At 43.1% G+C, this 21,495-nt stretch carries 12 protein-coding genes and 3 pseudogenes; 1 reads left to right on the top strand and 14 read right to left on the bottom strand.

The window, feature by feature from the left end; all coding sequences use genetic code 11:
• Positions 1-20 precede the first annotated feature (20 nt).
• A complete protein-coding gene (locus D0T57_RS03870) occupies positions 21-1,685 on the bottom strand; it encodes a DUF4623 domain-containing protein (protein WP_163271067.1) in 1,665 nt (554 codons plus the stop codon).
• Between the two features lie 729 nt (positions 1,686-2,414).
• Here D0T57_RS03870 and D0T57_RS03865 point away from each other — a divergent pair.
• Positions 2,415-3,305 (top strand): outer membrane beta-barrel protein, encoded by an 891-nt coding sequence (locus D0T57_RS03865; RefSeq protein ID WP_163271065.1) that lies wholly within the window; start codon positions 2,415-2,417, stop codon positions 3,303-3,305.
• Positions 3,306-3,372: 67 nt separating this feature from the next.
• Here the strand turns inward: D0T57_RS03865 and D0T57_RS03860 are convergent, their stop codons facing one another.
• The 13 genes and pseudogenes from D0T57_RS03860 to D0T57_RS03805 all read right to left on the bottom strand — a co-directional run bounded on the left by D0T57_RS03860 (position 3,373) and on the right by D0T57_RS03805 (position 21,488).
• Positions 3,373-6,420 (bottom strand): xanthan lyase, encoded by a 3,048-nt coding sequence (locus D0T57_RS03860; RefSeq protein ID WP_255490479.1) that lies wholly within the window; start codon positions 6,418-6,420, stop codon positions 3,373-3,375.
• Between the two features lie 422 nt (positions 6,421-6,842).
• Positions 6,843-7,661 (bottom strand): N-acetylmuramic acid 6-phosphate etherase, encoded by an 819-nt coding sequence (murQ, locus tag D0T57_RS03855; RefSeq protein WP_163271063.1) that lies wholly within the window; start codon positions 7,659-7,661, stop codon positions 6,843-6,845.
• A gap of 20 nt (positions 7,662-7,681) precedes the next feature.
• Positions 7,682-8,515, bottom strand: a complete 834-nt coding sequence (locus D0T57_RS03850) for a BadF/BadG/BcrA/BcrD ATPase family protein (RefSeq protein WP_163271061.1) — start codon at positions 8,513-8,515, stop codon at positions 7,682-7,684.
• A 36-nt stretch (positions 8,516-8,551) separates the two neighbouring features.
• A complete protein-coding gene (locus D0T57_RS03845; RefSeq protein WP_163271059.1) occupies positions 8,552-9,784 on the bottom strand; it encodes an exo-beta-N-acetylmuramidase NamZ domain-containing protein in 1,233 nt (410 codons plus the stop codon).
• Between the two features lie 179 nt (positions 9,785-9,963).
• A pseudogene (locus D0T57_RS16065) lies at positions 9,964-10,764 on the bottom strand (MFS transporter); the annotation flags it as partial.
• A 573-nt stretch (positions 10,765-11,337) separates the two neighbouring features.
• Positions 11,338-11,838, bottom strand: a pseudogene (locus tag D0T57_RS15780) (MFS transporter); the annotation flags it as partial.
• A 22-nt stretch (positions 11,839-11,860) separates the two neighbouring features.
• On the bottom strand, positions 11,861-13,156 hold the full coding sequence (locus D0T57_RS03835) for a SpoIID/LytB domain-containing protein (protein WP_163271057.1): 1,296 nt from the start codon (positions 13,154-13,156) through the stop codon (positions 11,861-11,863).
• Positions 13,157-13,158: 2 nt separating this feature from the next.
• Entirely contained in the window at positions 13,159-14,097 is a 939-nt protein-coding gene (locus tag D0T57_RS03830; protein ID WP_163271206.1) for a DUF4922 domain-containing protein, read from the bottom strand.
• Between the two features lie 32 nt (positions 14,098-14,129).
• Positions 14,130-15,599, bottom strand: a complete 1,470-nt coding sequence (locus D0T57_RS03825; RefSeq protein WP_163271055.1) for a glycosyltransferase family A protein — start codon at positions 15,597-15,599, stop codon at positions 14,130-14,132.
• A gap of 240 nt (positions 15,600-15,839) precedes the next feature.
• The gene (locus tag D0T57_RS03820) at positions 15,840-16,685 is read right to left on the bottom strand and encodes a hypothetical protein (RefSeq protein WP_163271053.1); all 846 of its coding nucleotides are present in this window, start codon (positions 16,683-16,685) and stop codon (positions 15,840-15,842) included.
• Between the two features lie 304 nt (positions 16,686-16,989).
• Complete coding sequence (locus tag D0T57_RS03815) at positions 16,990-19,098, bottom strand: S46 family peptidase (RefSeq protein ID WP_163271051.1); 2,109 nt, start codon at positions 19,096-19,098, stop codon at positions 16,990-16,992.
• 153 nt (positions 19,099-19,251) lie between these two features.
• Positions 19,252-20,517, bottom strand: a pseudogene (gene fucP / locus D0T57_RS03810) (L-fucose:H+ symporter permease).
• A gap of 47 nt (positions 20,518-20,564) precedes the next feature.
• Complete coding sequence (locus D0T57_RS03805; RefSeq protein ID WP_163271049.1) at positions 20,565-21,488, bottom strand: amidohydrolase; 924 nt, start codon at positions 21,486-21,488, stop codon at positions 20,565-20,567.
• Positions 21,489-21,495: the final 7 nt, after the last annotated feature.

Here is a 21,495-nt window from a genome sequence, read left to right as displayed (position 1 = left end):
ATTCTATAATTAGTTTAAGGTTAATCATCTGTTTTCTTAGGAAGACCTACTATTACCGATCCTATATTTCCAGAACCGACCATAACGTACAGCACATCATTTTTAATACCAGTGGCTACTATTGACCCGTATCCAGAAAATGCGCCTAAAGAATATTCAAATAATGGAGCTGGAGAAGTTGCATTAAATTTAGCTAGTGCATCTACAGTAGTATCACCTTCACTTATGTCATAGATATACATTTTAGCTTCTTTCGTTAGCACAACCATATATCTTCCCTTGTTGTACACAGCTATACGGGCATTGTATAAATTGGCAGGGAGCTTCCCTAAGCCAACAGTAGACAATATCGCACCATTCCTATCAAATAATTGCAGCCCTCCGCTTGTTACATAAGTATATTCATTGGCATCGCCAGATCCTATTTCTGCATCATGTATCCTCACCGGATTAAAATTGGCATATCCACCTTGAGATCCTCCCGGAATTGCCACAAATGCCAGGTCTGTTGCCGAAACGATATAATTATTTATCCTTATTCTCATCAATTTGTTTTGTACATTATTTATAGAGAACATATAGCCGTTTCCATTTTCATCTAATTGAATAGACATATTATCTCCATATCTGGCAGTTCCAGCCGATTCTGTATCTGACAGAGGGATGCTTGTCAACGTAGGCGCAACGCTAATGCTGGACCAATGATGGACATTAAGAACTCCCGTTCCAGGTGTCGGCATATTAATTGCATAATAGTTGCCACCCGAAAGCGCAGTCTGACTCGATCCAAAATAGCCATATCCCCCCACTGGCTCTTTGGCCAGAACTACTTTACTTATATCTCCAGCAATTATATCTTCCAGTTTAAAGTTTGTGACACCTTCTGCTGCTCCGCGGTTGGATATAAATGTTTCCGTACCATCAAAATCCCCACCTCTTATAGCTCCGCCACTTCCTGCCGGATACTGTCCGAAGCTTACAAGAGAATTGCTCTTAGTATAATCGTAGATTATTTTCTTATCGAAATCAACTCCCACCGGCGGAATATAAATAAACTCGATAGTATATTCGTCAGTTCTCCCCATGTGGTCGAGTTTGATTTTCCCGGGATCTGCCTGATATATTTTACTACCTTGTATTGCAGTAAATTCGCACAAGGCATGTTTAGGCAATGTTTCTATCGACTTCAGGAAGACATACTCCCCGTTTTTGGCGTCAAGATATAATATTTTAGCTGTCTTGTCCACCTCTCCAATAACTTCGGTAACCCCATCTTCGAGAGTAACCACCACCCTATTGATAGCCGGATCCATTGCCGGAGGCAGGATATTAAATTTCACATTATATGTACTGGAAACCTCCCGGTTGATAATCTTGATTTCCTGAGGGTTGGTCGAGAAGAAATCATAAGTTTCAAATTCGGGAGCAGCACCAAGGGCAATACTGCCTGTAAATTTTATATTCTGCAAATCTGTTTCTGCAGGTACATTATCGAAAACAAATATGTTTCCTTCGGGAACATAAGTCCCAGTAATGGCCGTCTTGCCATCTATACCACCATTTGCTATAATCAGTTCGCTGATAACGGTAAGCCTCTCGAATCTGGGCTCGAAATTATCATTGCAGGCAAACAGAATTGTAAACAGCAAAGCTAGTCCGACAATCTTAAAATTAAAATTTTTCATAATTAAGTATTAGGTTAATTACAACGAATCCGTTTGATTTGGTTTGATTTTTTTCTTTAAAGCGCTAAAAGGTATTACTCTTTTAAGGTTCGACATCTTTTCAGCTATACTTCCTATATATTATACTAATTAATAATCAAGAAGATAAGCTCGCTCTCTTTTCTTTGTTTCGTATGCGGATTATTTCTAGTGTGAATTTTATTATAGTTACACTTAGCACTCACAAATGTATTACAATTAATATAAGAAAAAAATAATATGGCAGTTAAAATATATAAATAAAAGTGCATAAATACTAAATTCATACAATTTTAGTTAAATTATATTCCATACCCTTGCTATTTCAAAACACCTTAACTACATTGCAGTCTCTTTTCTTTTGATAAATATGCGTTGTTTAATATTATACTGATTAATAACTACTTAAAATTAAAAATCAGTCATTTTATTGAACATTATTATATTCTATTGGAATATTTTTGATAGCATAACTTACTTTCTATAAATGAATCATATAACCAAATTGAAAACCAAATAAAATGATATTTACAACTCGCATTATATAGGATAATTTGCAAACATAAATCAATAAAATTTGAAATTACATCTAAATAATAGTTAAATTAAGATCATTTTGGCAATTTACAGAGATATCATAAATTTGAAATATTAATCAATAATTCTAATTATCTGGAATATATTATGAAAACACATTTTAAATCAATACTAGTGCTAATATTACTAGTTGCATGTACAAGCATAGGAGCTCAAGAGCTTACCTTCGGTGCAAAAGGAGGATTTAATGCTTCTATGATGATAGGCGACACCAAAGGATCGAAAATACAGCCGGGCTTCCATCTGGGAATGACTGTAGACTATGAATTTTCGAAGAACCTATATCTGATGTCGGGCCTTGAGCTGACAACAAAAGGAGGAACCGAAAAGAACAGTTCGGGTGTACGCCTGACAGCATGGCCGCTATACATCCAAATGCCAATCCATATAGGAACTAAGTTTGAGATAAATGACAACATCAAACTAGCTGTACATGCCGGCCCTTATGTGGCATACGGTATATCGGGCAGATATAAGGTGAAGGGATCATCGGGGCTGAACGGCAGTTGGAATGTCTTTAGCGATGGTATCGACTATAAGACTAGCATCCTGATGGATGATATAGGCAGGCCAATCCTTTCCCAAGACCTGTTGGACAACCCTTCACTGTATCCTAATGTAGCCAACAAGATAGTAAGTACCGAAAGCCCGTTTGCCCTCGGTATGGAGTCGCACTGGGTGAATACAAAGAGCGTCATTGCAAACTCAGGCCAGCAACTTATGAAGAAGTTCGACCTGGGTGTCGGCATCGGAGTGAGAATCGAGTTCGACAGGTTCGATATCAATATCGGCTACGAAATCAGCGCATTAAACGCTGCCAAACGCACAACATTCAAACACAACTTCTCCGAAGATGAGCTGAACCAGATAAAGGCTCAATACGGTGACGAATACAAGAATGAAATTGAAGCAGCTAAAGCAATGGGCTCCGCAACCGTCTATAAAACACCAAATTACAAAATCAGAAACGGAAACTTATATGCAGGCATTGGTGTAAGATTCTAACTCCCGAAGCATATAAGAGATAGGCTGTCCATTGTCGGGCAGCCTATTTTTATGCTGTCAAATCCGCTTACCTGTCGAAAGCAAAGTCTAAGACACCCTTCATAAAAGCTTTTCTCTCATCCTTACCCTTTATCGACTCAAACGGGAAGCCTGCTACTACTGTCTTATATTCGCCCGAAGATGCAACCGCCGCGCTCAAACCATTTTCGCTATACCGCAAGAATGTAAACGAATTATCACCCGCCGGAACCAGGGCATCAGGCGATTCTACAACGTACATCTTTTCATTCAGTTCGTTGTAGAACGAACAATCTCCCTTTAGCATTCCGAATGGCGATGCTACCGCCTTTACAGTTCCCCTGCGGGCAGCCTGTCCAACCATCCACTTGTATTTCAATACCTGCTGCGCAAAATCCTTATCGGCTTTCTTCACACTGTCGCCAGTCCATAGGTCGGAGGCAACAAAAGCTCCGCTAACGAAGACATTTCCCTTACTGTTGCAATAGTCTTTTATTTTAGCCTGAAAATCAGAAGTAAAGGTCTTAAAATCAGATCCAAATACTCCACGACCTACTTTGGTCTGTTTCTGCTTGCCCAAGATAATATCTACAAGTTTGTACTTATTCATCGACACTTGGCTTTTCACTACAGCATCGCGGCTTGCCGAGATAAACGAATAGCCATTAGCGGCTATAGCTTCGCCGTGAACGGACGGATAATCGAATGTATTTCCGGCTACAACCATAGTCTCATAATCGGAATAACTATCTCCAAATCCCGAAGAATCGTCGCTTAGCCAAGGCAACCGGCGGCGAAACTCTTTTTGGCTACCGATATAGTTGTATTGGCTGACATAAGGTACGCCATGATCTATTGCATCTACAAAACCTGCGATACTATCAGATGTCTGGAAGCTATGTGGGGCAGATAATCTATCGAATCCGTTGATAACCAGCACACAGCCTTTTTCTGCACTCGTCCGGCAAACCGAAAGGATTTCGGAAGGGAAGCTTTGCCCTCCATCATTCACGGCTACCACCTTGTAACTGTATATCTTATCATGTTCTATATCGAGCTCTATGGAGTTGCCTTTTACCAGCCGTCCGTTATCAAATGCAGAACCTCCTGTTCTGGTGTACACAATATAAGCATCGGGGGTTGCAGTGCTTTCCAGCGAATCGACAGTCGGCTGCCACTCAAGCCTTACACGCGTCTGACCTGTAAAATCGAGGCTAAAGGTGTTGACAGGTAGCGGTTGCACTACATAATCCTGCTTGTATTGCCCCGAAACGAATTTCAGCATGCCCTTATATATCGCCCGGCTGACATCGAACTGGAAACGGGGATCGAGCCCATACTTCATATCTGCAAAATTCTGGTGCGACAGCAGCTCCAGCAACATAGTCGGCACTTCGGGAATGCGGGCTTCGGCATACGAACGGTTCCATATATGGCGGGTAGTCCAGCGCGGTTCGTAGCGGGTGCGGATTCCCCTTTCTATTTCGTCCATGATGTATTGAGTCAGGTCGCGCGAAAGGATGCGTGGTTTCTTATTCTCAAACACTTCATTGTTGTAATGGGTCATACAGATACCCAATGTGCCTATTATAGAGTCGTTATATGTTGTCCCGGCATCGGTATGGAAGGCAAATGCCAGATCGACAGGTATCTTCAACCCTTCCTTTTTAGGCAATACAGACGAGCCTCCGGCTATATAGTTCACCCAATAAGCCCTGCTCTGGTAATCGTCGGTATAGTCATTCGTACCCTTGCTTTTCGAATATACACTATCCGGCGCACCTGCCCATTGAAGCCAGTATCGCGATGCCTCGGTATATCGCGGGTAAGTACTTATCTCAGGTTTTGTCCTGATCTCCGGCGATTCTTTTATCTCTGAATTGCTACTGATGGCCTCCGAACTCTTTACATTTTCCGTTATCAAACCTTCGAGATTAGGCTGGCGGGCAATATTTCCCATTCCCCCGCCGATTTTAACGGCATCGGCTGTAATAATGCTTCCTTTTCGGGACGACCTGTTCGACAATTCTATACGAAACTCACGGTTTACCCCTTTTTCGAAAGCAAATTTTCCGAGATATATCCATGTACCTCCCCCTATTTGTTGGTTGACAAGGAACTGGGATTCTCCACCCAAATGAAAAACGGTATATCGGGCGTCGGGCGCGCTATTTTTCAGCGATTTATACGATACATATACGGCATATTCCCCGCGCTCGGGTATATCGGGAATCCAGCTACAAAAGCTTTCTTCGCTCTCCTTGCCCACCGACCTTATCGCCTGATAAGTGCCTGCATCAAAAGGGTTCTCCCCATCCAGATAGAAAGGCTTTAAGTGTGCAAACCCTTCGCCTTTAGCCTTCGTCCACTTTTCTTTCCCTACCATTTCTTCATACACAGAACCCGCAGTGGCGGCATCGGCATCTACTATTACCTCATGTTTCTGCGTATCCCTCTCGCGGGGAATAAGTACATTGGCTCCGGCATTTTCCAGCATAGGCACTATGTAGGGCAGTATATAGCTTTGGGTGTACAGGTCTTCTACTGTCTGGAAAACCCTTGCCCGTTGCCACTGCCAGCGTCTTTCCTTCTGGTTGTAATACCTTCCGTGGCTTTGCCAGACTACAAGGTGGCGTCCGGCCAAGCCTCTGGATATTGTATTCGGCTGCGATATCCGTGTCACCAAAGGGCTGGATATTTTATTCTCGAATCTTTCTTTACGATTCCCTGCCGGATAATCGCCTATCGGATATCCATCGGAAAATACAGATACTTTATACTTCTTATATTTTTCGGGCAACAAGGCTTTCACTCCGGCATTTATGGCTTCCACGTCCTTTTGCTTAACTATCATATACGATAAAGGCACGCCTGTAAAGAGTCTGATTTCGTTTTTTACAACCGAAACCGAATCAACCTTTAGCGGAGAAATCTTCGTTTTCTGCATGACATACGTGGTCAGGAATTTCCCGATACTGGCTTTCTGGCTCTCGGACAGTATTTCCTGAGAGAAAGTGTTCTGACTAAAAAGGAATAGTATTGATATTATTACTATTCCCCTATACATCAATATATTAGATTTAAAACTAACTATCATATATATTTCTATTTAAGCTTTATTACTTTCATCTATCTTCTCTCTCTGCCATGTAGACGATAGTGTTACTTTTTCTATCCGTCCTGCTTTCGAAACCCGCATTCATTTAACCTATTTTTGCAATATATAGTTAAAAAGTAACACATGTAACAGGATTTTTGCTGTTTTCCTATTGTTACTTTTTCTTTAGATACAAGTAAACAAGATACAAGACACAAGTTCATATTTTATCAGAAACCAACTCGTTAACTTGTCTACTGGTATCTTGTATCTCTCTAAAAAGTAACACATGTAACACCTTTTTCTCTATTTTTAATTGTTACTTTCTCTTGCCGTGGCTTTGCACTAAGTCCCCCTTGGGGGATTGAGGGGGCTTATATAGATAAACTTTTCTATCTCCGATTCACATCAATCGCTATTATTTACTCTCCGCCCCGATAAGCATCCACGGCTTTCTTTACCGACCCATGTAGCAGGAGCAATCTCTTGGCCTCCTCATAGTCGAGCCCCAACTCCTCTACAATCATACGGGTTCCGCGGTCTACCAATTTGGCGTTCGACAACTGCATATTCACCATCTTGTTACCTTTCACCCGCCCCATCTTTATCATGGTAGCAGTAGTAATCATATTGCAAATCATCTTCTGGCCTGTTCCCGACTTCATCCGCGAACTTCCCGTTATAAACTCTGGCCCGACTATCATTTCGATAGCAATTTCGGCTTCCTGCGCAATCGGCGAATCGGGGTTGCTCGAAATGGCGGCTGTCAGTATCCCCCGCCTGCGGGCTTCCCTAAGTCCGCCCACCACATAGGGCGTTGTACCCGAGGCAGCTATGCCGATCACTGTATCCAACTCATTCGCTCCATGAGCTTCCAAATCTCGCCAACCTGCCGCCATATCGTCTTCCGCACCCTCCACCGGATTGCGGAGTGCATGGTCGCCCCCGGCAATAAGCCCTATCACATAGGTAGGAGGCATGCCGAATGTCGGCGGAATCTCCGAAGCATCGAGCACACCAAGCCGCCCGCTCGTTCCTGCCCCGATGTAAAATATACGCCCTCCCTTTTTCATCCTGGGCACAATCTCACTCACCAGTTTTTCGATGGCAGGGATGGCTTTTTCTACGGCATCGGCCACCTTCTTATCCTCATTGTTGATATCAATGAGAAGTTCGTGTACCGATTTGTTTTCCAAATCATTATACAGAGACGGCTGCTCTGTTATTTTTACAAATGTCATTTATATCTTCTTTAACACGATTAAGAATAATATTTTATCAATCCTTCCATTGGCGAAGCCGTAATAGTGCCTACCTCTATATCGAGGCTGCGAGCCACGTCGCGCAAAACTGCCGCATAGGCATAGGCTACCGAACCTGTAAAATGTACAAGATTGTTTTTATAGTCGTACTGCATTACGTTTTTCGTGAAAAAATCGCGGAATGCATTGAATACCAAATCGTAGACCGACTTATCTTCAATATGTTTATTCATAAACGGAGAGAAAGACGCCAAGAACCGGTTTGCCAGAGGTTGCCTGTACACCCTATCTAAAATTTCGGACGGGGTAAGCCCCATCTCCGCCAGCATTTTTTCTTTCAATCCGCTGGTCAGCTGATTTTTGAGGCATGCCCCTATAAAGAGGCGCCCTAATACAGCCCCGCTGCCCTCATCGCCCAGTATATAACCGAGAGGCGAAACATTATCTACTATCTTATTCCCGTCATAAAAACAAGAATTAGAGCCCGTGCCAATAATGCAAGCGATGCCTTTCTCGTGCCCGCAAAGCCCACGGGCAGCAGCCAGCAAATCGCTATCGACTTCAATATCGACCTGCGACAAGTGTTTGGCTATAGCCTGCCTTATAATTTCATTTTTTTCGGGGAAGGCGCAACCTGCGCCAAAAAAGTGTACAGAACTAATATCACTCCCATTTATCCGGGGAATGAGGTACTTACCTATTTCCTCACTGATATCTTCTGTAGTCCTGAAAAAAGGATTCGCTCCTTTCGTCGACGTTCTTAGTATTTCTTTTCCGTTATCAATCAAACGCCAATCTACACTAGTTGATCCCCCGTCTGCTAATAATCTCATATCGTTCTATTTATTGAAAATATATGTAATTTGTGTCTATTTATACAAGTAATATTTTTTCGATGTTTTCCTGAAATCATCGGTTTTTCCGTACCAAAATTCTTTAATATCATCGAATCTATTATTCTTTGCAAATTCAGTCCTGACAAAGGAACTTCCGGTTACCTGGTCGAACATCCGGTATCTTTTTTCATCGGCATTACCGAAAACAGCCTTATCGGGATGCAACACGGCGATTTCCTGCATTACATAAAACTGGATCTCCGACAGACGGGCTTTCTCGTAATCCATCAGGTGAACCTGTACTCCCTGCAAATGCTTGCCCTGCCCTACCGAGTAAAACGGTTTCAGATAGATAGGCCTGAAATATATTCCGGGCAGATTTAATCTGTTCAGGTTTCCGGCTAAGGCCTCTGCATTGAGCCACTCTGCCGCAAACATCTGGAAAGGAATGGTATAACCCACACCTATCGACAGATATCCTAGTTCGCCCAATATGCCCGACACCGGATAGAAGGCTGCCGATATTGGTTGTGGAATATGCGGAGAAGACGGGATCCATTGCAATCCGGTATCCTCATACCTCATCTTACGCTTCCATTTCTTCATTTTCACTACATGGAGCTTTGCCTTGTGTTTGAGCAAGCCTTCTTCGTTCAACAAAGCAGCAAGTTCGCCACACGTCAGTCCATATACATAAGGTATCTTGAACTGGCTGACAAATGAAACCACACCGTCGTCTACCAGTCCGCCCTCAACCTTCAATCCTCCCAGCGGATTAGGCCTGTCGAGAACGACAAACTCAACGCCTTTTTCGGCTGCCTTTTCCATCGCCAGCCCCATCGTGCTAATATAGGTGAACGAGCGGCAACCGATATCCTGAATATCGTAGACAAGAACATCTATACCTTTCAGCATTTCGTCGGTCGGAACCTTTGTCTTACCATGTAACGAGTAAACCGGAAGATTAGTCTTCGGGTCGACCATATTTTCCACATCATCGCCGGCATGGGCATCGCCCCTTACCCCATGTTCGGGTGCAAAGAGAGCCACAAGGTTTACATTGGGGGCTTCGTGTAATATATCAATGGTCGATTTCATTTTATTATCCACGCCTGTGGGGTTGGTTATCAGCCCTACCCTTTTTCCTTCCAACACTTTAAAGTTTTGCTCTTTAAGCACCTCTATGCCTGTGCTTATCGTTATTTTCTGTGCAAAGCCCGTTAAGGGGAAACAAAGGACTAATAGCGTGATTATTATATTTTTCATTATCAATATTTTTTACTTTTTACAATTAAGAGTCTGGATTTTATGTGTTTTGCTCGCTGGTTTAGCGGGCTAAACCGAGAGTAAAATGCGGAAAATACGCTAAAAAGAGCATAAAAAAGTTGCTAAGAACTATATTAAAGAACCTATAAGAAATATTTTCGCTAAAATTTAAACAGGCTCTAATTATCGCCCTCAGATTTCTCTTTTTGAGCCTTTCCGAACGATGGGTCTATTTTCAGCAGCGAGACTGCAACAATCGGTATGATGCTGCAAATCATTACCCAAATAAAGAACCTTTCGTAACCCAGCAATTCTTGCAGCCATCCGGCAAACATACCCGGAATCATCATCCCCAATGCCATAAAGCCTGTACAGATAGCATAATGGGCAGTTTTATGCTCGCCTTGCGAGTAATAGATAAGGTAAAGCATATATGCCGTGAATCCGAAGCCGTAGCCAAACTGCTCGACAAATACGCAGATATTGATTACCAATAGGCTTTCGGGTTGGAAATATCCGAGATAGACGAATGTAAGGATAGTAAGCAGCATGCTCATAGTCATTGGCCAAAGCCATTTTTTGAGCCCGCCCTTGGCTGCTACGAAACCTCCGATAATGCCGCCCAACGTCAGCCCGATGATGCCTATCGTACCATAAACAAAACCGACTTCTCCTGTGGTAAGCCCTAAACCGCCAATATCTTTCGAATCGAGCAGGAAAGGGTTGATAAGTTTCAAAAGTTGCGCTTCGGAAAAACGGAACGTGAGCATGAAAAATATTGCTGCTACGGCTTGCGGCTTCTTGAAGAATGTGGCAAATGTGGTCAGGAACTCATTGAGGATATTACCTGCCGATGTTTGCTCCTGCGGCTTATCCGAATCGGGACGAGGCAAACCAAATCTATGATAGAAACTGAATGCTATAAACAGTCCGGCAAGGACAAAGAATGTGATAGACCACGCCATCGGTATATTCCCCGACAGGCCGGTATAGTGTGCCGAACTGGCTTCCTGTAATTTAGGATCGAGTTTGAAAGCTATATATGCCGGCTTATCCCAGTTGCTTTCGTCGAAGACCAAACGTTCGCCCTCTTCCAGCGAAATGCTGGCATCGCCTTTTTGCATACTGGTGTTCAGCACAATATGCTCACCGGCTTCGGGTTTCTTCGACAACGAAACTATTGCATAGCCTATATTTCCTGTAGCCGTATCGTTTGCATCTGAAACAGCTTCTCCGAATGTGTTTTTTATCCAGTTGCCCAAAGGTTGGGATACGGAAGAAGTCCACCAGCTTTGTTCGTTTTTGGCTGTAGCAGCTGTATTTTCAACTTCTTTTGGCACAAAGCCATTCTGTTGGTTCAGTTCTTTTAGTTTATCCAGGAATACTTTAGCACTATCTTTGTGAATGGTATTAGTACCAATCTGTACTGATTGGCGATCCATCAGGAAATGCAGTTCGCCTGCCTGTTCGCCCGGGTGGGTATATGGACTGATATATAGGGTTTCCTGCTGATATTGCGGAGATGCATCTACCGTAATATTCAGAGGCTCTTTGCCGGTACCACTCTCCAAAAATCCGGCAAGGATAATCAGGATACCTTGCCCGAAGACAGTGGCTATACGATAAAATGTACTTCTGATGCCTACAAACTTGGCCTGCTGATTGGTATCGAGCCCCAACATATAAAACCCGTCGGCGGCAATATCGTGAGTGGCCGAACTGAATGCCAACAACCAGAAAAAGGCTAAAGTTGCCTGAAAGAAAAACGGAACGGGAATAGTAAGTGCAATACCCCCGAAGGCAGCCCCGATAAGCAATTGCATGATTACAATCCACCACCGCTTGGTTTTCAACAAATCGACAAACGGGCTCCAGAAAGGCTTTATAACCCACGGCAGGTACAGCCAACTGGTATATAATGCTATATCGGTATTTGACACACCCAAGCGTTTGTACATAATAACCGATATGGTCATTACGGCTACATATGGTAGTCCCTCAGCCAGATACAAGGAGGGAACCCAAGCCCAAGGTGATTTGTTTTTTGTTTTTATCATAGTAGTTATTCTTAGGTTTTCAGTATTTCTTTTCTAATGCCGCACCCACATAGTAATGTGCAAGGATTTCCTTGTACGAGTATCCCTTTTCGCCCATCACCGCCGCACCTATCTGGCACAAGCCTACGCCATGCCCCCATCCGGCTCCTGTGAGAGTGAATTGACCGTCTTTTTTGCTGACAACAAAAGCCGAACTGTAGAGATGCGATGTTGACAAAATCCTTCTTATCTCCAGTTCTTTACCTATTATCATTGTTTTTTTAGTCCCTATAATTTTCAGCCTTATTATCCGTCCGGATGTTCCGCGGCCAAGAGGGATCAACTCTTCGATCAATCCGAAGTCGATGCCCGAACGTTCTTTTGCAAGGGCAGAAAGTTCGGCTTGCGAATAGCAGACCTGCCAACGGTAGAAATCGACCGTTTCCTGATCGTAATTGTTCAATACCTGCGCGAGTATCTTTTTATCTTTTGTATTGCAGAACGCTACCGGCGAACCTGTTATCCACTTCACAGCCTCTTCTTCATTGGTGAGGTCGGGCAAGTCGGAAGGATTTTCCGAGTCCCTCATCTTCACCAGGTAAGGATGTTTTGCGTCTTCCCAACAGTTTTGAAACTCTTCTAATGCACCGCCACAACATTTGTAGAAACGGGCATCGCAGATTGCCCCATCATAAGTCAATACCTTTCCGCGGGTTTCGCCTATGGCTTCCTTTACAATCTGCAAATTGGAATAAGTGCGGGTAATACCCTGATAACGTTGACAATGATCGTCGGCACATACATCAAAACCGTGGTGATCTTCGCGGTCGTACCAACGGACAATTTCGTCCTCGCTTTCGAATCCTGCCTTATATTCCTTATTTTCCTGTTCGAGAACCTTGTTCTTCTCTATCTGAGCCAGCAGCCAGCTTCGCGAGATTACGGCATGCGCTTTCAATAGAGCCGGAGAAGCAGTGGCACTCATTTCGGATGAAATGACCGATGTGAGGTAATCTTCTATGCCGATAACATTGATAGCCCTGATTTTACCATCTTCGACTATAAACTTCAACGACCCGCTAAACTCCTGATCTTCTTTTCTCTCCCAATGGAAGTTTATACCAATTACAACATTGCGCAAGATGAAAGAAGAATGGCCGTCCTGAGAATCGAAATATAACTCCGAATAGCTGTTGCCGTTCCACTGAATCCGTCCATCCTGATACCAAAGTTGCTGATCGCCGCTGGCTGCAACCCGATTGCATAAATATGACCCTTTCAACGAAAAAGCAATCATTTCCTCTTGTAATATTCCCACTCTCAGTTTTGGCTCCATAGTTATCTAATCATCAAACTTTCAATTATAGTCTCAAATTTCACATCGCTGACACATACCTCTTTCAGTATATTTTCGATGTCCTTAGCTGTTATTTTTTCGAAATCTTTTTCCTGAGGAGTAATAAATACGCCTCCCAAATCGACTGATGCCGGGCTAATGAGTATATTATCGCCGCCGCAGGCAAAGAAACAAGCTGGCCTGTGCTGCTCGCGAGGCAAGACAACAGTGTGGAACATACCATTGCCATACCAGGCAATTATATTCATCATCGGCTCTGGTTCTCCTGCTCTTATTTCTAACGCGTGGTACAATTCACTGAAAAAGCGTACAGACTTGTCTTTATCTTGAGAACAGATAAGGAAGCTGTTCCTTAAATAGTTATCCAAAGCATATACTGTCAGGTCTTCAAGCTGCACCAGTTCTCTTTTCCCTACGTTTTCCACATCGTGCTCTATCGGCATAAACCCCTTGATACCAGCCTGAAAGTGCATATGATCGGGAGCCGAAGCCCCACACTTAGGCCCGTTATAGAACAGGGAATACCGATCGAGAAGTTGCGACAGGGTCAGCATATCTTCATACCTGTCGAGTATCAACTGGTCGGTATGATCGTAGGCCGGTATTGTAAAATGCTCGGGAAATATAGGAAAAGGGTTGACCAAGATCTGGTATTTATTATCAATATCTATTCCTTCCTGTTCTTTAGGAAGATTGGCAGGACACAAGAAACATTTTCTTTCGCTGATGGATTTTGCATCCACCTTGGCTGCCGACGATTGTATCCTTCCGGGATTGAACTGCACCCTCACTTTAAAATTGCCAAAGTCAAACTCTTTCGATCGCACAGTCGATAAGTTCCTGTAGTTAGTTTGTGCCAACTGCCAGACTTCAAGCTGATTATGCAGCAATTTTTCCGCTTTTTCCGATATTGAGCCCATCGCTTCTTTCATTAGAGTAGTTTCGAAAAGGTTTATGCTTTCTTCTTGTTCAGAGCTATCCTTGCCTGCAACTCCCATGTCCTGATCCTGTCTTTATAGGTATTGTGGGCATTCATCTTGTTTATATCCAATGCTGCATCCGAATTGTCGTCCCACCTGCGGCACAGGTACAATACGTCATAGATGCGTCCGATCTGGTATTCGCGCGAGAAATACAATCCCAGGGCATAGTCTTCGCCATAGCTCGTATTTGGCACTTTAATATCTCTCAGTGTCGGGGTATAGAATGCACGTGGCGCACCTAATCCGTTGATGCGAAGCGCATTGTTTCGTCCGTTATCGGGTGTCCATTCTTTGTGGTCGATCACTCCCGGCGGTATTTCGTTCAGGTCGAAATCGGTCAGTTTGTAAGTGCCTACTACCATTGCACAATTCTGCTCGTAGAAAGCATCTACTATTTTCTGCAATGTATCGTCGCCTGAATATATATCGTCGCTATCGAGTTGCACGGCAAACCTGCCGCACTTCTCACTATGTACCCCCACGTTCCAGCACCCGCCGATACCGAGTTCTTTGTTTTCGGGTATAAGGTGGATCACCCGTTCGTCTTTTGCGGCAAATCCGGCAATAGCATCGGTGGTACCGTCGGTCGAATAATTATCTACGACAATGACGTTGAATTTGAAGTTGGCTTTTTGCTCTAATACCGACGATATTGCATCCTTAATGGTTCTGATGCGGTTTCGCACGGGTATAATAACAGAGGCCTCGTATTCGAAACCGGCAGCACCAAACTCTACATCTTTGAAAACAGGCACCAGATAGCCGCCAATTTCTTTAAGATGGGCTGTGCAAGCCTGTTCCATTTCTATCTGAACCTGTCTGTTTTTAGGATCTACATAGTCGAATATCTTCTGTCCGCTTTTCCGGTTATCTTCTTCTACTTCGGTATATAAATATTCGTTGATATGAACAAGCTGAGCTTTTTGCGACACTTTGAGCCGCAGGTCGTACAGTCCGGCAAACTGATAGCCGGTATCCATACGGTTAGCCGCATCTTTCAATTCCAGAGTATTATATATCAATACCGAGCCAAAATTGAAGTCGTCGCGCAGGCTTCCTCTCTGATAGGCTATGACAGGGCTGTTTTTCTTTTCGCCGTCTATCACCTGATAATGATCGGCATAGACCATACCCGCCGCCGAATCGTCGGCTATGCGGAGCATCCTTTCGAGGGCAAACATACCAAAACGCAGGCTTGCTGTTTTTGTATAGACCAATGTATATTTAGCATCTGCGTATTCTGCTATTTTCTTTATTGTAGCGGTTGATTGCAGGGATTGGATATTGATAATTTCGGCCCCGGCCACAGCTTCGTTAGAAACCTGATCGTTCAGCAGAAATATTTTATCTACAAGAGGTGATTCTCTCAAAGCTTCGACAGTCTTTTCCACCTGTTCCTTGCTTCGATAAGGAATAAAACAATTAATTATTTTTCTCATATATTATTGATTAAATTTAAGTCCACATGTATATAACCATGACGGATTACCTAACATTCATTAGACAATACTTGCAATAAAAAACAATCCTTAAAAGCGAGCTTATTATTGTGCAGGTTATGATATTTTTGAGAACAAAACCTTTCTGATGTCAAATATAGGAAGTAATTATTTTTAAACCTTATTTATGAATAAGCAAAACCACTAAATTAACATTTTTTATGAGTCTTGATTATATTTTCACATTTTGCCTTTATGGTATTCCATCAAACCCTTCATCGACTTCCCTACAATCTGATCTACCTTCAAGCCGTATTCAGCAGCCACTTCCCTTAGTATGTTAGAATACATAACTGCTACCGCCCCCACAAACCGGATAGGATAGTTAGAGGCATTGTATTGTAATATATTCCTTTCGAAAAACGATTTGATGTTATTTTTCACAAGGTTGTAGATATATTCGTGTTCGATATACTCGGACAGGAAATAGGAAAGTGTATAAAGTAGTTTTTGCGGACTTTGCTGATTATATATAAAATCGAGTATTTCATTCTCATCTATCTTGTACAGATCGAAGAACGGTTCTACCAATTCTTTCGGAGCCAACCCTTTGAGGCAATCGGCAAGGAAAGATTTACCCATAGAAGCGCCACTGCCTTCGTCGCCTAATATAAAGCCGAGAGGTTTTACATTCTTTACTATTTTCTCGCCATCGTAGAAACAGGAGTTGGATCCGGTACCAAGTATGCAGGCAATGCCCGCTTCGTTCTGGAACAACGCCCTGGCAGCCCCTACCAAGTCGCTTTCTATCACCGAAGGGGTACGAAACTGCGACTCTAAAGAAGCCTTTACAATATCTTTCTTTTCGTCGTTAGCACATCCTGCGCTGTAAAAATAGATAGTAGAACATTTTATTTTGAAGAACTCGGGAGGAAGCTGCAACCGGATCACATGGCTAATTTGCTTCCGGGTTTGCAAATACGGGTTTATCCCATCTGTAATACAATGTTCTATTATTTCGGTTTCGAACCGGGATGTTATACACCATTCCGTTTTCGACGAGCTACTCTCTCCTATTAATATCATACCGCAATTTGTATATAATTTTTTGAATGCCTAAAGCCTGTTCAAATTTCAGCAAAAATTTAAACAGTCTCTCTACTGACAACTATTCCTTGATAGTCCATCAACTCTAAGTAACTATTAGTAGTCGCAGACAAAATTAACGATTATTATTAATCAAATCATTGTTTTTAATGTAAATAACATACTTTAACCGTATTCGCAAACAGAGGGCGCCACCGCTGGTTTATAATACCAAGCCGATGCACCCTCCTTCCTTGTCAGTATATCTTTATCCGGCTAAAAAACGAAACGTCTATTATAAAGCCTATTTAGCCTTGCTATGTACTATATTCATTTCATCTATCAAATATCCAGCACCACCAATTTTTTCGGTAACGAAAAGGACATACCGTATATCGAGGCTTATATTGCGGCATATTTCAGGATCAAATTCAATATCGCTCATCGTACCTGTCCATGTACGGTCGAAGTTGATCCCTATCAGTTCTCCCTTCCCATTCAGGACAGGACTGCCGCTATTTCCGCCACTAGTGTGATTGTTGGCAATGAAACACACCGGCACAGTACCGTTTACACTCCACCTGCCATAATCGGATGAGGCGTGTATATCGCGTAGTTTTTGAGGTATATTAAATTCATATTCCTGCGGATTGTCTTTTGCTATAATCCCTTCGAGAGTGGATATTGGCATATACCATACAGCATCTTCGGGTGAATAGCCGCTAACCGAACCATAAGACACCCTCAGCGTATGATTGGCATCAGGGAAAAAGACCCGCCCGGTTTTATTATCTGCATCAAAGGCTTTTTGTCCGCGCACGAATGTTTTCTGGAGAGCCTCTATATTGGCATCATATTTTATAATCTTCCCTCTAACTGCATTGTTGAACATATTGGCAAAAGCGAAATAAAATACGACAGCCGGATCTTTCGTCAAATCTTGCTTCTGCGCTATAGCTGAAGCCAGCCTGTCGGCAGAGACAAACGATGACGACTGGAACAACATATCGACGTATGCATCCACCCCATTAGCTGTTTTTATATCTTCTGCCACCTCATCAGGAATAAATCTTTGTGGAATTTTGCCCATGTATTCTGCCAGAAGCTTTTTCGCTATCTTCTTATCTATTTCCGGATAATAATCGCCATAAAAATCAGATAGCTTTTGAGGAATCGCCTCTGAAGGACTTTCTATCCATTTGTCGGCAATCCTCATCACCTGAACCAGTTCGATAGCAAAAATGGCTTCCCTGAGATAGTCCCAAGCGAGGCTGTAATCGTGAATCGAGTCATATTGTGCTCTCAAGGAAGATACAACATCTTTATATTCAGGCTTGGTGTATGCCCACTCTTCGAAGGATTTTTCATAAGCTTCTTTCTTTGCTATCGTTTTCAGCCTTTCGAGCCCGAGGCTCTCGCCTTGCCATTTTTTCCAGGCATTGGCTATGCTCGCCTCTTTATACGAGTAGGCTATCCTTATAGCAGGATCTGATTTGCGGGCACGTTGTATTTCTTCGAGCCGCATAGTCCGTAGTTTTATCTTTGCGGGATTAGAATGGCTAAGGACATCATCTACCCCACTGGAGAATAAATATTGCTGTGTACGTGCCGGATAGCCATATACCATTGTAAAATCGCCTTCGCCGATTCCGCCGGTCGAAATATTAAAATACTTTTTGGGTTTGTATGGCACATTATCTTTCGAATAGGGCGCAGGTTTATTATCTTTTCCTGCATATACCCTGAAATACATAAAATCGCCCGTATGGCGTGGCCACATCCAGTTATCGGTTTCGCCTCCAAATTTGCCAATAGAGGAAGGCGGCGCACCTACGATGCGTACATCTTCGAAAACCTCGTAAACATAGATATAATATTGGTTGCCATAATAAAGGGTCTTTACATCTGCCTCATAATGCGTTCCGCCTACCGTTTCTTGTATTACTTTTTCGATATTAGAACGTTTAATACTCTCGGCTTCGCTTGCGCTAAGTCCCTCTGTTCCTGCAAATACCTTGTCGGTAACATCGTCCATCCTGACAAGGAACTTAACGGTCAACCCCGGGTTTGGCAGTTCTTCGTCCCTGTTCATCGCCCAGAAACCGTCTTTTAGATAATCGTGCTCTACCGAGCTATGTTTTTGCAGTACCGAAAATCCGCAATGGTGGTTAGTCAGCATAAGCCCTTCGGACGATACCATTTCGCCGGTACATCCTCCACCAAATAAGACAACCGCGTCTTTGTACGACGCTTTATCGGTGGCATAAATATCGCCTGCCGATATTTTCAGCCCCTTCGACTGCATATCTTTTACACGTTCCTCTATCAAAGACGGAACCCACATACCGCCCTGCGCCTGAGACACAGCACAATAAGATAGCACACAGGCTACAATAAGTAAAATTTTTCTCATAACGAATAGATCAATAAATTAAGAGCCTGTTTAAATTTTATAGCAACGAAAGTTACACAGAACTATAAGAAAAATTTTCGCTAAAATTTAAACAGACTCTAAAAGTAACTCAAAGTTAATACATGTAATAACATTTCATTACTTTTTTATTTATTAATCTACTACTTTATACCCTTTCCATCCATAATAAGCACAGAATATAAAGCAGATGAGAGGTATTATATAAGCTACCTGATAGATATGCTCGTTGTGATGCATTATGTATGCCGTAAGCTGAGGCAGGCAGGCATTGCCCACAATGGCCATTACAAGAAATGCCGAACCACTCTTGGTATTGCTCCCTAAGCCTTCGAGCGCGAGCGAAAACTGTGTAGGGTACATGATAGACATAAAGAATGATACTCCAAGCATTGCATACAAGCCTACAGTTCCACCGAAAACCATAATAACGCCACAAAGCAATATGTTGACCAACGCATATACAACCAGCATATTCTGAGGCTTGAATTTCACCATCAGCATGGTTCCTATCCAGCGTCCCAAAAGGAAAGCCAGCATATACAGGCCGAAGAAGGTAGTGGCTGTGCTTTCGGACATTCCGGCATAGGTACAGCAATAGACAAGGAAGAGGCTGTTGATGGCAGTCTGTCCGCCATTGTAGAAAAACTGGGCGATAACACCCCAACGGAGATGCCTTCATTTCAGCACTTTGAAGTCGATAAGTTTTTCATTGCTCCTTTCGCCTTCTTCGTGGTCGCCTTCTTTAATCTTAGGCAGATGCGAGAAAATAAAGATAATGGCTATAACGATAAGCAATCCTGCAAGAATGAGGTAAGGCAGTTTCATTGCATCCGTTTCGAACTGTATGTAGCTTTCCCAACCGCCAACATAATCGGCTGGAATAGTCTCGCGCGTATATTCGTGCCCGCTCAGTACGAGTTTGCTGAGAAACATGGCAGCAATGAAAGCACCAAGCCCGTTGAACGATTGTGCAAGGTTGAGCCTTCGCGGTGCAGTCTTGGCATCACCCAGAACTGTAACATACGGGTTGGCTGCGGTTTCGAGGAAGCACATCCCTGTTGCTATTATAAAGAAGATACCCAGATATGCCCAGTATTCCTTAATAATGGATGCCGGAAAAAACAGCAATCCGCCCAAAGCTGCCAGCAACAGCCCGAATATAATGCCGGCTTTGTAGCTGTACTTTTTCATAAACATGGCTATCGGGATAGGGAAAATGAAATATGCCAGCCAATAAGCCGTTTCGGTAAATGATGCTTCGAAAGTGTTTAGTTCGCAGGTTTTCATCAATTGGCGTATCATGGTCGGCAGCAAATTACTGCTGATAGCCCATATGAAGAACAGGCTGAATATCAGGGCCAGGGTGATGGTGTAATTTCTTTTTTTGTTGTCATTCATGGTTTGCTTTTGTTTTCATGGTTAGTGCAGAATAGGTGTCTGGTATCTTATTCCGACATATTCTTTATATAAGGAAGATCTATAAGATTTTTAAATCTATAAAATTTCTCAGCATTTTTGCCTAAGAACAAGGCTTTTTCTTCATCGTTCAGAAGGTCTGACTTCACAACAAAGTCGTAAGACATGCGGTAGGTGATGGCTGTTATGGTTCGCGGATAATCCGATCCCCACATCAGTTTGTCCATACCTACGAGGTCGGCGGCTTCTTTTATCGCCCGGACAGCCCCTTCGAACGGGTAAAACTCGTCGTTGAACAGCCATGTGATGCCGCCCGATTCTATCATGACATTCTTGTTCAGGGCAAGCTTTATCTGTTCTTGCCATTTGGGGCGGGTAACCATGCCGAAGTGCCCGACAGCAATCCTGAGGTTGGGACATTCTTTTATTATTTCATTCATTTCCGCTACCTGTTCATCGCCGTCTGCCAGGTCGATGGACAAAAGAATATCGTTTTTCTCCATCTGCTTGAATATTTCCATCATCGGGTCGATAGTCAGGTAAACCCTGCCTTCGGGAAGGAAGAAGCGTTGAGCGGGAATTTTCAATGCTTTGAAGCCATGCCCGATAAGTTTCTTCGCATGTTTTACATAATTGGGCTGCCTTACATCGAACATGCCGCAACATAGAAACCGGTTGGGATACTTTTCTTCTACTTGGTTCAGATACGCATTTTGCAAGCCGTCGATATATTCCTGGGTAATAACGGCTGCCGACACCTGCGCATAGTTCATGTTTGCAAGGAATATTTCAGCAGTATTCCTTCCGTCTACGATGAAGGGAGGAACCATTTGACGAATTTCCCCCATAAAAAGAGATTTTCCATCGTCCAGTGTTTTTATCTCCAGACCGTTCACCTCTGTATTCTGATTGAGCCAAAGATGCGCATGGGCGTCTATTATGTTGAAATCCATGTGTTTG

Source organism: Dysgonomonas sp. 511, assembly GCF_010501105.1.
Classification (GTDB): domain Bacteria; phylum Bacteroidota; class Bacteroidia; order Bacteroidales; family Dysgonomonadaceae; genus Dysgonomonas.
This window is presented reverse-complemented; position numbering and strand designations above follow the sequence as displayed.